This window comes from Dyella sp. NPDC103356, from assembly GCF_055584465.1.
This window is the reverse complement of the sequence record NZ_JBVJLZ010000008.1, coordinates 69,848-83,479: the sequence shown is the minus strand read 5'-3', so window position 1 is coordinate 83,479 and position 13,632 is coordinate 69,848. Positions and strand designations below refer to the sequence as shown.

The following is a 13,632-nucleotide window of genomic DNA, read 5'->3' as shown; positions in this document are numbered from 1 at the left end:
CGCCGGGTGCGCAACACCCGGCGATACCTTGCACCACGATGACCGACCCATCGCCCGTACCCGATGTCATGCGCCTGGGCGAGCTGGGCTTTTCACCGGCGGGCTCCCTGTTGTCCCGCTTCGGCCTGACACTCGTGTCCATCGCCGACGGCGAGCCGATTCCCGGCAGTTTCTGGGGCGACGACGAAGCCGGCATCATTGGCCACACCGTTTATGCACGTGCCGACACACCGGTGCATTCGCTGCTGCATGAAGCGGGGCACTTGCTCGTGCTGCCGGCGGAACGACGCGGTGCGGTGCATACCGATGCCACCGACTCGATCGAAGAGGAAGACGCGACCTGTTATCTGCAAGTGGTGATGGGCGACGTGCTGCCTGGGGTCGGGTCGGCGCGGATCATGGCGGATATGGATAGCTGGGGGTACTCGTTCCGGCTGGGGTCGACGCGGGCGTGGTTCGAAGGGGACGCGGAGAATGCCCGGCAGTGGCTGATTGAGCGTGGGCTGATCGGCGTGGATGGATCGTTGCTTTTCCCCGGCGGCGAGGCATCCCCGGCGCCTGCGACCTAGCCGCTCATTTACCCCAACCCGCACCCATGCCACGATTGCGCAGCTAACCGCACCACTTCAGGCTCCGACGTGCTCAAACTCCTGCGCTCCTCCACTCGCGTCAACGACCAGCGCCGCCGTGCCGCGCAGAGCCTGATGCGTCTGTTCTTCGGCAAACCGGTGACGCAGAGCAACGAGCCTCTACCGACGACTGGCATCTACAAGATCCTTGTATGCCATTACAGCCATACGCTGGGCAACGCCCTGCTGCTGACGCCACTGATCCAGGAACTCGAAGCCACCTACCCGGGCGCGACGATCGATATCGCCACGCGCAGCCAGATCGCCGAGGCCATCTACGGGCGTTATTTCTCGGTGGATCGGCTGTTCAAGCTGCCTTCGCACAGCGCACGCCATCCACGCACGCTGATGCGCCAATGGCGCGCCATTCGCAAGAACCACTACGACCTGGTGATCGACCCCGATCCGCAATCGCAGACCGGGCGCCTGTTGCTGCTGCGTGCACAAGGCACGTACAAGCTGGGTTTCGACAGCCCGAAAAAAAGCGGTAACGTCACCCATGCGGTACCGGTCGCCGATGCACCGACCAGCAAAGGCAAACGCCCGGTATTTCTGCTGCGCGCGGCACTGGGCAAACCGCTCGACGCGCCCTACCCCGTTCCGGATATTCGCCTCAGCGACGAGGAACGCGCTCAAGGTCGTGAAGCGCTGCAACGCGTCCTGGGTACCAAAGGCAACGGCAAGCGCATCATCGGCGTGTTCGCCAACGCCACCGGCCCGAAGCTGTTGCGCAAAGACTGGTGGACACCGTTCCTGGAAGCCTTCGAAGCCGCCGCGCCGGCATATCAATGCGTGGAGATCATCCCGGCGTTCGGGCGCTCCCTGTTGGATTCGCGCTATCCGGCCTACTTTTCCAACGATCTGCGCAAGCTGGCCAGCGTACTTTCTGCGCTCGACGCCTATACCAGCGCCGACTGCGGCATCATGCATCTGTCCTGCGCATCGCGCACACCCACGCTGGGTATCTTCAACACCACCAGCGCGGAGGAATGGGGGCCGTACGGCGGACGCAACCATATCGTCTACGGCTATGACCTGACCCCGGCCGACGTGGGGCGCAAGCTCGCCGCCATGCTCGCCGCCGACGGGGGCTGAAAAAAGCCCGGAACATCGGCTAGCATGCGCTCAGGGAGATGGCATGCCTCCCGCTTCGCCAGAAGCAAACCACCCCCAAGGGTTGATGATGCCTGCACGACCGGGCTTTCCGGGAGCGCAGGCGTGTGCCTGTTTCCATGGAAGTCCGCAGACCTTGCCAGGAGACATGTGACGTGAGTTATAGCGGCTTTTTAGCAGTAGGCATCGGCGGCGTCCTGGGATGCTGGTTGCGCTGGATACTGGCCATCCTGTTGAACCCCCTGTTTCCGACGATCCCCCTTGGCACACTCGCCGCCAACCTGATCGGCGGCCTGTTGATGGGTTGCGTGCTGGGCATCTTCGATCACTTCCAGACCTTGCCACTGGAACTCAGGCTATTCGTCGCCACCGGCTTTCTTGGCGGCCTCACCACGTTTTCGACGTTCTCCGCCGAATCAACGTCGCTACTGCTACGTCAACAGTACCTTTGGTTCGCCGGTCACGTCGCCATACACCTGATCGGCTCGATCACACTCACCATCGCAGGCATTGCCCTGGTAAGGATGTTTCTGCGTGCTTGAGGAGCACAGCACGGCGTCGACGCCATCTTTGCTTTTGCCCCGGTAGAGTTCGCCTCGTTGAAGTGAGTGACGCAGATAACGCTGCGCCGGCCCGAAGCGATCTTTCGATATGAGGCAAGCATGCGTAAGGACTCCCTCAAGCAACGCGCGGCAGCCCTGCTTGAAATCGCCGGCATCACGGTCGACGGCCCTGCGCCGACCGACATGCAGGTACATGACGATCGGTTATATGCACGCGTCTTCGCTCACGGCTCCTTAGGCCTGGGTGAGGCGTATATGGATGGATGGTGGGATGTGGACGATCTCTCGGGAATGTTTACCCGCCTGCTTGCCTCGCATATCGACGAAGAGCTCAAGACACTCGACACCTTGCTCGCGCACTTCAAGGCGCGGTTTATCAATCTGCAGCGCGGGCCGCATGCTTTCGAGATCGGCCGGGTCCACTACGACCTGGGCAACGACCTGTTTCACGCCATGCTCGGCAAGCGCCTGGTCTATTCCTGCGGCTATTGGGCCGAGGCGACCACGCTCGATGACGCACAAGCGGCCAAACTCGACCTGATCTGCCGCAAACTGCAGCTCAAACCCGGCCAACGTGTGCTCGACATCGGCTGCGGTTGGGGCGAAGCGCTGAAGTTCGCGGCGGAGCGCTACGGCATCGAAGGTGTCGGTGTAACGGTCTCGCAAGAGCAGGCTGAATTTGCGCGCGAGTTGTGCAAGGGCCTGCCCATAGAGATCCGCCTGCAGGATTATCGCGAGCTCGACGAGCCCTTCGACGCGGTCTTCTCGATCGGCATGTTCGAACATGTCGGCGCACTCAACTACCGCACCTATTTCGAAGTGGCACGACGAGCGCTGAAAGAAGATGGTTTGTTCCTGCTGCATTCGATCGGCAGCAACGGCTCGCCCTCGCGCCCCGATCCGTGGATCGAGAAGTACATTTTTCCCAATTCGATGATTCCGGCGGCAAGCCAGGTGACCGAGGCGCTGCAGAATCTTTTCGTGGTGGAGGACTGGCACAATTTCGGCGCGGATTACGATCGCACGCTCACCGCATGGCGGCAGAACTTCGATGCCGCATGGCCGGCGCTGTCGGCAAACTACGATGATCGCTTCAGGCGCATGTGGCACTTCTATCTGGGCGTTTCCGCGGCAGTATTTCGCAGCCGCCGCGATCAATTGTGGCAACTCACGCTAAGTCCACATGGCGTGCCCGATGGTTATCGCGTACCGCGCTGACAGCGCTTCGTGAACAAGGGTAGACGTGCCCGACCCGTCCGGTTAGCCTCGAAAGATGTCCCATCCACAAGCGGACATCGTCATCACCGACGTACCTGCGCGGCTCGACCGACTGCGCTGGGGCCGTTTTCATAGCCTGGTCGTCGTCGCGCTCGGTATCACCTGGATACTCGACGGGCTCGAAGTCACGGTTACCGGCTCGATCGCCGGCGCGCTGAAATCCAGCCCCGTGCTTCATCTGACCGACGAACAGGTCGGTCTCGCCGCCAGCTGCTATTTGATCGGCGCGGTGGGTGGAGCATTCGGCTTCGGCTGGCTTACCGACAAACTCGGCCGCAAGAAGCTTTTCAACATCACGCTCGGGCTGTATCTGACCGCGACCGCCTTGACCGCCTTCAGTTGGAATTTCTGGGCCTTTGTGCTGTTTCGCGCACTGACCGGTGCCGGCATCGGCGGTGAGTACGCAGCGATCAATTCGGCAATCCAGGAACTGATTCCCGCGCGCTATCGCGGCCACACCGATCTTGTAATCAACGGAAGCTTCTGGATCGGTGCCGCGCTTGGCGCGCTGGGTGCAGTGATATTGCTCGACTCGCACTGGCTGCCGGCCGAATTGGGCTGGCGACTCGCGTTCGGCCTGGGCTCCGCGCTCGGCCTGGTTATCCTGCTGTTGCGACGCTACATACCGGAAAGTCCACGCTGGTTGATGCTGCACGGTCGCGTCGATGAAGCCGAGCGCATCATGACCGGCATCGAGGCGCGGCTTGGCGTGACGCTGCCGGATGAACCGCTACCGACACTGCGCCTGCGTCCGCGCGAACTGCGCCTGCCCGATGTCGCACGCACGCTGTTTCGCGACTACCCGCAACGCACCCTGGTCACGCTGGTGCTGATGGCTTGTCAGGCGTTTTTCTACAACGCGATCTTCTTTACCTATGCGCTGGTCCTAAGCCGTTTCTACGGTATCGCCGACGATCGCATGGGCTGGTTCCTGCTGCCCTTTGCGGCCGGCAATTTCCTCGGGCCGCTGTTGCTCGGCCGCTGGTTCGACACGATCGGACGCCGTCCGATGATCGCGATCACGTATGCGATGTCGGGGGTGTTGCTCGCGTTGACCGCATGGCTGTTCGGCCAAGGCGTGCTTACCGCGCAGACCCAGACGCTTGCGTGGAGCGTGGTGTTTTTCTTCGCCTCCGCCGCTGCCAGCTCGGCGTACCTGACCGCCAGCGAAAGTTTCCCGCTGGAATTGCGCGCCCTCGCCATCGCCTTGTTCTATGCGCTGGGCACGGCCATCGGCGGCGTGATCGGGCCTTGGCTGTTCGGCGTACTGATCGGCAGCGGCCAGCGTATCGCCATTGTCTGGGGCTACCTCGGCGGGGCCGCGCTGATGCTGATCGCGGCACTGGTGGTCTGGCTCTGGGGTGTGGCCGCCGAGCGGCGCGCGCTGGAAGACATTGCCGCGCCGTTGTCGCTGGACGAATCGTAAGGCTTGTCGCGACAACCGGCCGCTCCACGATATAGTCCCGGCATGGTCGATAAGGGGAAATCCATGAAGCGCTATGTCGTTGCCTTGGTCGCCTTGCTGGGCGCCTGTTTCAGCCTTGCTACACAGGCCGTGGAGAGCTCGCCTAAACCAGGCAGCTATTTCGATCAGACCGGTCGCGACGACGTGCTCTCCGGCGGCGTGAAGATGATCGAGATCACCACGCCCAAGGGCAAGTTTCACGTCTGGACCAAACGGGTCGGCAACAATCCCAAGCTCAAGGTGCTACTGCTGCACGGCGGCCCGGGCGCCACGCACGAATACTTCGAAGCGTTCGACAGCTATTTCCCCGGTGCCGGCATCGAGTATTACTACTACGACCAGCTCGGCTCGGCCTATAGCGACCAACCCAAGGACGACGCGTTGTGGACCACCGATCGCTTTGTCGAAGAAGTAGAACAGGTACGCCAGGCGCTGCACCTGGACCGCGACAACTTCTGCCTGCTCGGTCATTCCTGGGGTGGCGTGTTGGCGATCGAATACGCGCTGAAATACCAGCAGCACCTCAAGTGCCTGGTCATTTCCGACATGGTCGATTCGATCCCGGCCTATAACGAATACGCCACCAAGGTCCTTATGCCGAAGATGGACCAGGCCAAGCTGGCCGAAGTGAAAAAGCTCGAGGCCGAACACAAGACCGACGATCCACGTTACATGGATATCCTGATTCCGATGCACTATGAGCAGCATCTGCTGCGCATGCCGCACGATCAGTGGCCCGACCCGGTGAACCGCGCCTTCGCCCATCTCAACGAGCACCTCTATCAGCTGATGCAGGGACCCAGCGAACTGGGCGCCAGCGGGCGCTTGCTCAACTGGGACCGCAGCAAGGATCTGCATCGCATCGATGTGCCGACACTGGTGATCGCTGCGCAATACGACACGATGGATCCCGCCTACATGGCACAGATGGCCAAGCGCCTGCCCAAGGGACAGTTTCTGCTCTGCCCCAAAGGCAGCCATATGGCGATGTATGACGACCAGCAAACCTACTTCAACGGCCTGATCGGCTTTTTGAAGAACGTCGAGCAACACGACTGACCCGAGGTTCAAGTGCAAAGGTTTTATCGCTTTCTCGCTGTTATCACGCTGTCGTTCCTGCTGGTCACCACAACGTCGGCCAAGCCGCTGCTGTGGTCGGTCAAGCAGGGCAACACCACGATCTATCTGTTCGGCACCGTGCATCTGCTGCCATCCGATACCGACTGGATGTCGACCAAGCTCGACGATGCGCTCCATCGCAGCCAGCGCTTGAGCATCGAGCTGATCGATGACGATCCGGTCACCATGCAGTTGCTGGTGATGAAATACGGCCTGGACCCTGCGCATCCGCTATCGCAGAAGCTCCCTGCCGCCGACCGGGAGAAGCTCAAGCTGGCCGCGGTCGAAGCGAAGCTTCCCCGCGGCGAACAGTCGCTCGAACCGATGCGGCCCTGGCTGGCGGCCCTGGTGCTTACGGTGACGCCGCTGGTGCAAGCGGGCATGGATCCGAGCCAAGGTGTCGACAAGCAACTGAAAGCGCGCATGACGAAGGATGGCAAGCCGGTCGACGGCCTCGAAACGGCCGATCAGCAGCTGCGCATCCTGGCCGGCATGCCCGAGCCGCTGCAGTTGGACATGCTGCGCCAGACCTTCCGCGAAATCGAAGAAGGCCCGAAGAAACTGCGTGAGCTGATCGATGCCTGGAAGAACGGCGACACCCAGGTCATCGCCAGGCTGGAAAGCACCGAGCTTCAGCAGGAAAGCCCCGAGCTCTACAAACAGCTGATCGTCGATCGCAACAAGGCCTGGGCGCAGACCATCGCCAAGCGTCTGCGCGATCCGGCCGGCGGTACCAGCATCATCGCGGTGGGTGCCGGGCATCTGGCCGGTCCCGACAGCTTGCAGAAGCAGTTGGAGGGGATGGGGTTTACGGTGGTGAAGGAGTGAATGGGATTCTGTGATCCCTTATCACCTCAGTCTCTCAACGCCGTCATTCCGGCGCAGGCCGGAATCCAGTGGCGTCGGGGCTGATTTTCTAGCCCAGCCTCAAGAGCACTTGTCCTGACTGCACCGCAATCACTCGATCTTGAAGCCACTGGATTCCGGCCTGCGCCGGAATGACGATGTTGGGGATCGAGGGAACCCTGTGACTACCTCAGCCAGGCGCATCCTGTGAGACCCAGGCAAGCCAAAATTCCTTCGATCTGGCACCATCTCCCGGTTAAGGCCGCCCCGCGGCAACCCTATAGCTGACGTAACTTCATGAATCTGCAAGCCAATTACGAACAGATCCCGCTCAAGGAATACGCCGAGCGCGCCTACCTCGATTATTCGATGTACGTGGTGCTCGACCGCGCCCTGCCCTTTGTTGGCGACGGCCTGAAACCCGTCCAGCGCCGCATCATCTACGCGATGAGCGAGCTGGGCCTGGCCTCGGGGGCCAAGCCGAAGAAATCCGCCCGCACCGTCGGCGACGTGATCGGTAAGTTCCATCCGCATGGCGACAGCGCCTGCTACGAAGCGATGGTGCTGATGGCGCAGCCGTTCTCTTATCGCTATCCGCTGATCGACGGCCAGGGCAACTTCGGTTCGCCCGATGACCCGAAGAGCTTCGCGGCGATGCGTTATACCGAATCCAAGCTCAACCCGATCGCCGACGTGTTGCTCGGCGAGCTGGGCCAGGGCACGGTGGACTGGGTCGCCAATTTCGACGGCACCATGGAAGAGCCTAGCTGGCTGCCCTCGCGTCTGCCGCATGTGCTGCTCAACGGCTCGATGGGCATTGCCGTGGGCATGGCCACGGATATCCCGCCGCATAACCTGCGCGAAATCGCCAGCGCGTGCATTCGCCTGCTGGACGACCCGGACGCCACCATCGCCGACCTGTGCGAACACGTGCGCGGCCCGGACTACCCGACCGCGGCGGAAATCATCACGCCGCGCAACGAAATACTGGCGATGTACAAGTCCGGCAACGGATCGGTACGCGCACGCGCCGTGTATCAGCGCGAAGACGGCAACACCGTCATCACCGCGCTGCCGCATCAGGTCAGCCCATCGAAGATCCTCGAGCAGATCGCCGCGCAGATGCGTGCGAAAAAGCTGCCGATGATCGAAGACCTGCGCGACGAGTCCGATCACGAAAATCCGATTCGCCTGGTGATCGTGCCGCGCTCGAACCGCGTCGACGCGGACGAGATGATGCAGCACCTGTTCGCTACCACGGACCTGGAAAAGAGCTTCCGCATCAACCTCAACATGATCGGCCTGGACGGCCGCCCGCAGGTGAAGGATCTCAAGCGGATCCTTTCCGAGTGGCTGGCGTTCCGTACCGACACGGTCACGCGTCGACTCAGCCATCGCCTGGCCAAGGTCGAGCGCCGACTGCACCTGTTGGAAGGCTTGCGCATCGCCTACCTCAATCTGGACGAAGTGATCCGCATCGTTCGCACCGAGGAAGAACCCAAGCCGGTGCTGATGGCGCGCTTCAAGCTGTCCGACGAGCAGACCGACTACATCCTCGAAACCAAGCTGCGCCAGTTGGCCCGCCTGGAAGAGATGAAGATCAACGCCGAGCGCGACCAGCTCGAAGAAGAACGCGCACGCATCAACGTGCTGCTGAAGTCGCCGGCCAAGCTCAAGAGCCTGATCAAGGAAGAACTCCGCGCCGACGCCGCCAAGTACGGCGACGACCGTCGCTCGCCGCTGGTCGAACGCGAAGTGGCGCAGGCACTGGACGAAAGCGCCCTGGTGGCCAGCGAGCCGGTGACCGTGGTGCTCAGCCAGAAGGGCTGGATCCGTGCGGCCAAGGGGCACGATATCGATGCCGACGGCCTGTCTTATCGCGAAGGCGACAGCCTGCTTGCCGCGGTGAAGGCCCGTACCACGCAACAAATAGCCGTGATCGACTCCACCGGCCGCAGCTACTCCACTCCCGCGCATACGCTGCCTTCGGCACGCGGCAACGGCGACCCGCTGACCGGCCGCTTCACGCCGCCATCGGGTGCCAGCTTCGATGCGCTGGTCGCGGGCGACAACGACACGCGTCTGATCCTGGCGACCAATTTCGGCTATGGCTTCGTCACCCGTTTCGAGGCGCTGACCGGCCGCAACAAGGCCGGCAAGCAGATCATCAGCCTGAGCGACGGCTCCAAGGTGCTGCAGCCGCAGATCAGTAGTGATCCGGCCCGCGACCGCATCGTGGTGGTGACGACCGAAGGCCATCTGCTGATGTTCTCCGTGGCCGAGTTGCCGGAGCTCGACAAGGGCAAGGGCAACAAGTTGATCGAAATCCCCAAGACCAAGCTGAGCTCGGGCGACGAGCGCGTTGCCGGCGTGGCCGTGGTCACCGAGGGCAAGGGCGAAGTCACGCTCTATGCCGGACAGCGCAAGCTCACCCTGCGCTGGTCGGACCTGGTCGAATTCGGTGGTAACCGAGCCACACGCGGTGGCGTCTTGCCACGCGGCCTGCGACGCGTCGAGAGCATCCAGACCACAGGTTGACACCCATACGATGCTCCGTGCCAAGCGCACGGAGCATCGCGCAGCCGTTGACACAGCTAGCGGAAGTCGCGAAAACCGATAGGCGAGGCATTGCCCGCGGAGTCCAGTCCGTAGGCGCAGAACCGCCATGGCGCACCCGACTTGGCAAGTGTCGTCAGCATGCCCCGACGCTGCCATCGATATCCGTCCATGCGCTGGCAATCCGTCTTGTCCAACGGCCCGAACTTGATCACCGCCACCTGGGTATCGTGATAAGCCTCACGTGCCGTTACCCGCCAGCTATCCTCTTCGTCGAACGGGACATCGATGACAGGCGCCTGGGCAGGCGGCGTATCGTCGATCTTGCGCAATTGCATTGTCGCGTTCGCCACCGATTGCCAGGTGTCGCTACCGGCCCGTTTGCCCACGGCGCACAGCATCTGGATACCCTCGATCGGTTTCATCGCCAATGTTTCCAACGGCTGCGTCACCACTGACAACGGCAGGCCATAACCCCATTCGTCGGCGCAGATCGTCTCCGTGGCAAGACCCTCCTTGTAACGAATCAACTCGAACTGCGGATCGATAGCCAGATCCCAGCGCGGAGCCTGGCAAGCGCCGGCGTCATCCGGAACGCAGGATTGGCTGTCCCATCCAGGACGCAGCCGCTCCAATGGGATGCCATCGCCCGGATCGAGCTTGCGTGTATCGAGCTCGCCCTGCGGCGTGAGCGCCAACGCCACCGTGTCTACAGGGATGTAGTAGCTTGCGCCTTCACGGGCTACCTGCCCCGATCCGGCGACCTCACACGGGCGACCGGGACCGCATCCGGTATAGCCACGGTCGACCGTGGTATTGAGTACGCCTACTACCCGGTCTACTCCCTCGGCCATCACGGGAGAACCTGACGTGCCACCGGAAATGCCTGCGCAATCGTTGGCTACGGCATCTTTCCAGAACCACGGCGAGTAATTTTCGTAGATGTCCGTTGGACGATGGGCCGAACAGGATGCATAACGCATGAACTTTTCATCCTGCGGGACGCCAACCACAGGAATCTGTACCAGCTCGATCGGCATGCCATCGTAGGATGGCCGTGTCTGCAGGCGCATCGGCGCGACGTTCAATCGACTCAGGTCAGCATAAGTGGCGTCGAGCTCCAGGACAGCAAGATCCCTGTTTTTCATGCTTGCATAAAGCACTCGGGCAACCGGAAAAGACTGATGCTCGGCCTGGGTATCGATGAAGAACGCCGGCGTATAGGTCCAGGACTGGGGCGCGGTCTGATCGGTAATGACCTCGTTTGTCGTCATCGTGTCCTTGACGCAATGACCTGCCGTAAGAATCAGTGCGCGACGATCGGGAGCCGGTTCTGCAGAACCGGCAATTAATGTTGCCGTGCAATGGCTGCCCGCAACCAATTGACCGACAGCGCGAAAGCGCGATGCCTCCGGATCTGTCGACCTCAACAACCTCGCTTCGCTTTGTTGCCCTTCTGTCCTGTCTGGATGGTCCTGGGCATGGACCGCGATCGAGGACATTCCCGTCGCTAGCACCATGGCTGCTACGACTCTCTTCTTGAACATGACGACTCCTTCGTCAATTAACCGCCGGTAAGCCTCTCAAACCAAGAACACCGGCAACGTGACTTTTGACACATCGAGTTGTCAGCTAAACAAGGTTTTTTGGATGGGCAACAGTTCATAAATGACTGCCTAACCCGTTGAGGCACCCTCCCTCACTGGCTCATGCCCGGAACTTCTTAACGCCGCCGAACGTCCAAGGCGCTACGGTGCACGCATCGACCCGTGATGCGTTGAATGCACTGAATCCAAGAGGCAGAACACGATGAACCGAGCCCTGATCGCAATCGCAGTCTGCCTGACGGCGTTGGGCGCGCAGGCGCAAAACGCCAGCCCACCGTTGAATCTGAAGCTGCCCAACGACATGCCGCCGGCCATGGCGCCCGCGTCCAGCAGCACGGCGGCTGCCAAACCCAATGCCAGCGCTACGACCTCCAGCGACAGCAACAGCACCAAGCCGAAGGATGCGCCTGGCGTGTACTACGGCGACACCAGCGGACGCACCTACCACGAGGACGAGGACCGCGTGGCCGCGGCCCGCCAGGATTGCGACGACGCCACCTACAACAACACCCAGGTCCACGGCAGCGTGGGTATGGGCGTGGTCAGCGGCAGTCACTTCGGCGGTAGCTACCAGACCGGCGACGTCAACTTCACCAAACGCACCGGCAGCTGCGACCACCCGACCGGCGGGGTCAGCGTGTCGATCGGCGTAGGGCAGTTCCACGGGCATTGAACCCGGCCTGATCCCCCCGGAAAGTTCTCAGAAAGAGTCCAGCCCCACACTGGAAGCTCAATCTCAGCCCTTCCCGGTACCCATGCTCCCTGCCGTCTTGTCCCACGTCGTCGCGCCTAAGGCGGTCCGTTCATGATCGAAAACGTCGAATTCCGCTTCGAAGGCGGACGCGCCGGCGTGCTGCTGATTCATGGCCTGACCGGCACGCCGGCGGAAATGCGCCTGGTCGGCAAGGGCCTGAGCCGCGCTGGCTTTTCCGTGTACGGCATGCAGCTGGCCGGGCATTGCGGCAGCGTCGAAGATCTGCTGAAAACCGGTTGGCAGGACTGGTATGCCAGTGTCGAGGCCGCGGCGGAGAAGTTTCGCCATGAAGTCGACCACCTGTTTGTCGCCGGCTTGTCGATGGGCGCCGTGCTGTCGCTCAAGCTCGCCGCCGAACGTCCCGAGTGGATCAAGGGCGTCGGTGTCTACGGTGCAACGTTCCGTTACGACGGCTGGGCCACGCCCTGGTACAACCGACTGTCGTTCATGCTGCCGCTGATCGGCAAGTTCGGCATCGGCAAGCACCGGATGGTGCATGAAAACGAGCCTTACGGTATTCGCGACGAACGCCTGCGCGCGCAGGTAGCCGGCCTGATGCTCGGCGGCAACAGCGCCGCCGCCGGGCTGCCCGGCAATCCCTGGCCCTCGCTGGCGGAGATGTACAACATGGCCAAGGTGGTGCGCCGCGATCTGCCGCGCGTACAGGCGCCGTGTCTGGTGGCGCATGCGCTCGAAGACGACATCGCCAGCGTCGCCAATGCGCGTCTGGTCGAGGAAGGCGTCTCCGGTCCGGTGGAAATGCTGATGCTCAAAGACAGCTACCACATGATCACGATCGATCGCGAGCGTCGCCTGCTTACCGAACGTTCCGCGGAGTTCTTCGGTCGCGTTGCCGATACATATAAGCCCGCCGCGCGCGCAGCGGCCTGAGGGCGCGCGCGTGACGCCTCTGGTTGTAGTGCTCTGGCTGCTTAACGTCACCCTCGACACGGTCGGCCAACTCGCGTTCAAGGCGGCGGCCGGCGATCCCAATGCCGGCGATGGCCTGGCGCGCTGGCGCTATATGGCATCGCGGCCATGGATCTGGATCGGCATCGTGTCCTATGTGGCCGAATTTCTGGTGTGGATCGCGTTCCTTTCGCTGGTCGATCTGTCCGAAGGCGTATTGCTGGGTTCGATCAACATTGTGGTGATCATGATTGCCGGACGCATTCTTTTCCGCGAAAAGCTCACGCCGCTGCGCGTGACCGGCATCCTGCTGGTGACGCTCGGCGTGGCCATCGTCGGCGTGGCGGGGGGCTGAGCCGATGAAGCGTTTCTACCTGATCGGCTTCACCGTGCTGGTGCTGTTCGACACCATCGTGCAGCTGAGTTTCAAATATGCCGGCAACCATGCGTTTCCGCCCGAAGCGAACTGGGCGTGGATCGTGCGTGTTTTTGGCCATCCGTGGATCTACTTTGCGGTAGTCGGCTACGTCGGCAACTTTTTTACCTGGATGACCCTGCTCAAGCATGCGCCGATCGGGCCGGCCTTTGCCGTCACCCATCTGGAAGTGGTCAGCGTGATGCTGTTCTCGGCCTACCTTTTCCACGAGCCGCTGACCTGGCCGCGCGTACTGGGTGCGGCGGTTATTGTGGCCGGTATCGTCTGCCTGGCGTTTGCCGAAACCGGCGCGCATCCGGAAAACGACGCGCCGACCGAAGCCAAAGGGGCGCTGGGCGTAGCTGCCGGCGACTGAGA

The 13,632-nt window shown here is 62.0% G+C and carries 13 protein-coding genes and 1 riboswitch; of the genes, 12 read left to right on the top strand and 1 reads right to left on the bottom strand.

What is annotated here, in order from left to right:
- The first annotated feature begins 68 nt into the window (after positions 1-68).
- The 8 genes from ACZ6WW_RS18010 (at position 69) to parC (ending at position 9,551) form a co-directional block, all read left to right on the top strand.
- Entirely contained in the window at positions 69-569 is a 501-nt protein-coding gene (locus ACZ6WW_RS18010) for a hypothetical protein (RefSeq protein WP_465275526.1), read from the top strand.
- 69 nt (positions 570-638) lie between these two features.
- Positions 639-1,724, top strand: coding sequence for a glycosyltransferase family 9 protein (locus tag ACZ6WW_RS18005; protein WP_465275408.1), 1,086 nt, complete (start codon positions 639-641; stop codon positions 1,722-1,724).
- 25 nt (positions 1,725-1,749) lie between these two features.
- Positions 1,750-1,826, top strand: a riboswitch (Fluoride riboswitch).
- A gap of 35 nt (positions 1,827-1,861) precedes the next feature.
- Complete coding sequence (gene crcB / locus ACZ6WW_RS18000; protein ID WP_465275407.1) at positions 1,862-2,284, top strand: fluoride efflux transporter CrcB; 423 nt, start codon at positions 1,862-1,864, stop codon at positions 2,282-2,284.
- A 120-nt stretch (positions 2,285-2,404) separates the two neighbouring features.
- Complete coding sequence (gene cfa, locus ACZ6WW_RS17995) at positions 2,405-3,523, top strand: cyclopropane fatty acyl phospholipid synthase (RefSeq protein ID WP_465275406.1); 1,119 nt, start codon at positions 2,405-2,407, stop codon at positions 3,521-3,523.
- A 55-nt stretch (positions 3,524-3,578) separates the two neighbouring features.
- A complete protein-coding gene (locus tag ACZ6WW_RS17990) occupies positions 3,579-5,009 on the top strand; it encodes an MFS transporter (protein WP_465275405.1) in 1,431 nt (476 codons plus the stop codon).
- A gap of 63 nt (positions 5,010-5,072) precedes the next feature.
- Positions 5,073-6,107, top strand: a complete 1,035-nt coding sequence (locus ACZ6WW_RS17985; RefSeq protein WP_465275404.1) for a proline iminopeptidase-family hydrolase — start codon at positions 5,073-5,075, stop codon at positions 6,105-6,107.
- A gap of 12 nt (positions 6,108-6,119) precedes the next feature.
- Positions 6,120-6,995: a TraB/GumN family protein gene (locus ACZ6WW_RS17980; RefSeq protein WP_465275403.1), complete on the top strand. Its 876-nt coding sequence runs from the start codon at positions 6,120-6,122 to the stop codon at positions 6,993-6,995.
- Between the two features lie 315 nt (positions 6,996-7,310).
- On the top strand, positions 7,311-9,551 hold the full coding sequence (gene parC / locus ACZ6WW_RS17975) for a DNA topoisomerase IV subunit A (protein WP_465275402.1): 2,241 nt from the start codon (positions 7,311-7,313) through the stop codon (positions 9,549-9,551).
- A gap of 56 nt (positions 9,552-9,607) precedes the next feature.
- Here parC and ACZ6WW_RS17970 read toward each other — a convergent pair whose 3' ends face one another.
- Complete coding sequence (locus tag ACZ6WW_RS17970; RefSeq protein ID WP_465275525.1) at positions 9,608-11,071, bottom strand: trypsin-like serine peptidase; 1,464 nt, start codon at positions 11,069-11,071, stop codon at positions 9,608-9,610.
- A 307-nt stretch (positions 11,072-11,378) separates the two neighbouring features.
- On the opposite strand from ACZ6WW_RS17970, the gene ACZ6WW_RS17965 reads away from it, so the two are divergent.
- From ACZ6WW_RS17965 to ACZ6WW_RS17950, 4 genes are all read left to right on the top strand, one after another.
- Complete coding sequence (locus ACZ6WW_RS17965; RefSeq protein WP_465275401.1) at positions 11,379-11,849, top strand: hypothetical protein; 471 nt, start codon at positions 11,379-11,381, stop codon at positions 11,847-11,849.
- Between the two features lie 132 nt (positions 11,850-11,981).
- A complete protein-coding gene (locus tag ACZ6WW_RS17960; RefSeq protein ID WP_465275400.1) occupies positions 11,982-12,821 on the top strand; it encodes an alpha/beta hydrolase in 840 nt (279 codons plus the stop codon).
- 10 nt (positions 12,822-12,831) lie between these two features.
- Complete coding sequence (locus ACZ6WW_RS17955; RefSeq protein ID WP_281849775.1) at positions 12,832-13,194, top strand: EamA family transporter; 363 nt, start codon at positions 12,832-12,834, stop codon at positions 13,192-13,194.
- 4 nt (positions 13,195-13,198) lie between these two features.
- Positions 13,199-13,630 carry a DMT family transporter gene (locus ACZ6WW_RS17950; RefSeq protein WP_281849776.1) on the top strand — a complete coding sequence of 144 codons (432 nt, stop codon included), beginning with the start codon at positions 13,199-13,201 and terminating at the stop codon, positions 13,628-13,630.
- Positions 13,631-13,632 lie beyond the last annotated feature (2 nt).

Excerpts from the sequence above, each read along its gene's own strand:
- ACZ6WW_RS17965 (WP_465275401.1), top strand. The coding sequence starts at position 11,379 with ATGAACCGAGCCCTGATCGCAATCGCAGTCTGCCTGACGGCGTTGGGC.
- ACZ6WW_RS17990 (WP_465275405.1), top strand. The coding sequence starts at position 3,579 with ATGTCCCATCCACAAGCGGACATCGTCATCACCGACGTACCTGCGCGG.
- ACZ6WW_RS18010 (WP_465275526.1), top strand. The coding sequence starts at position 69 with ATGCGCCTGGGCGAGCTGGGCTTTTCACCGGCGGGCTCCCTGTTGTCC.
- crcB (WP_465275407.1), top strand. The coding sequence starts at position 1,862 with ATGGAAGTCCGCAGACCTTGCCAGGAGACATGTGACGTGAGTTATAGC.
- ACZ6WW_RS17950 (WP_281849776.1), top strand. The coding sequence starts at position 13,199 with ATGAAGCGTTTCTACCTGATCGGCTTCACCGTGCTGGTGCTGTTCGAC.
- ACZ6WW_RS17970 (WP_465275525.1), bottom strand. The coding sequence starts at position 11,071 with ATGTCCTCGATCGCGGTCCATGCCCAGGACCATCCAGACAGGACAGAA.
- cfa (WP_465275406.1), top strand. The coding sequence starts at position 2,405 with ATGCGTAAGGACTCCCTCAAGCAACGCGCGGCAGCCCTGCTTGAAATC.
- ACZ6WW_RS17985 (WP_465275404.1), top strand. The coding sequence starts at position 5,073 with ATGAAGCGCTATGTCGTTGCCTTGGTCGCCTTGCTGGGCGCCTGTTTC.
- ACZ6WW_RS17960 (WP_465275400.1), top strand. The coding sequence starts at position 11,982 with ATGATCGAAAACGTCGAATTCCGCTTCGAAGGCGGACGCGCCGGCGTG.
- parC (WP_465275402.1), top strand. The coding sequence starts at position 7,311 with ATGAATCTGCAAGCCAATTACGAACAGATCCCGCTCAAGGAATACGCC.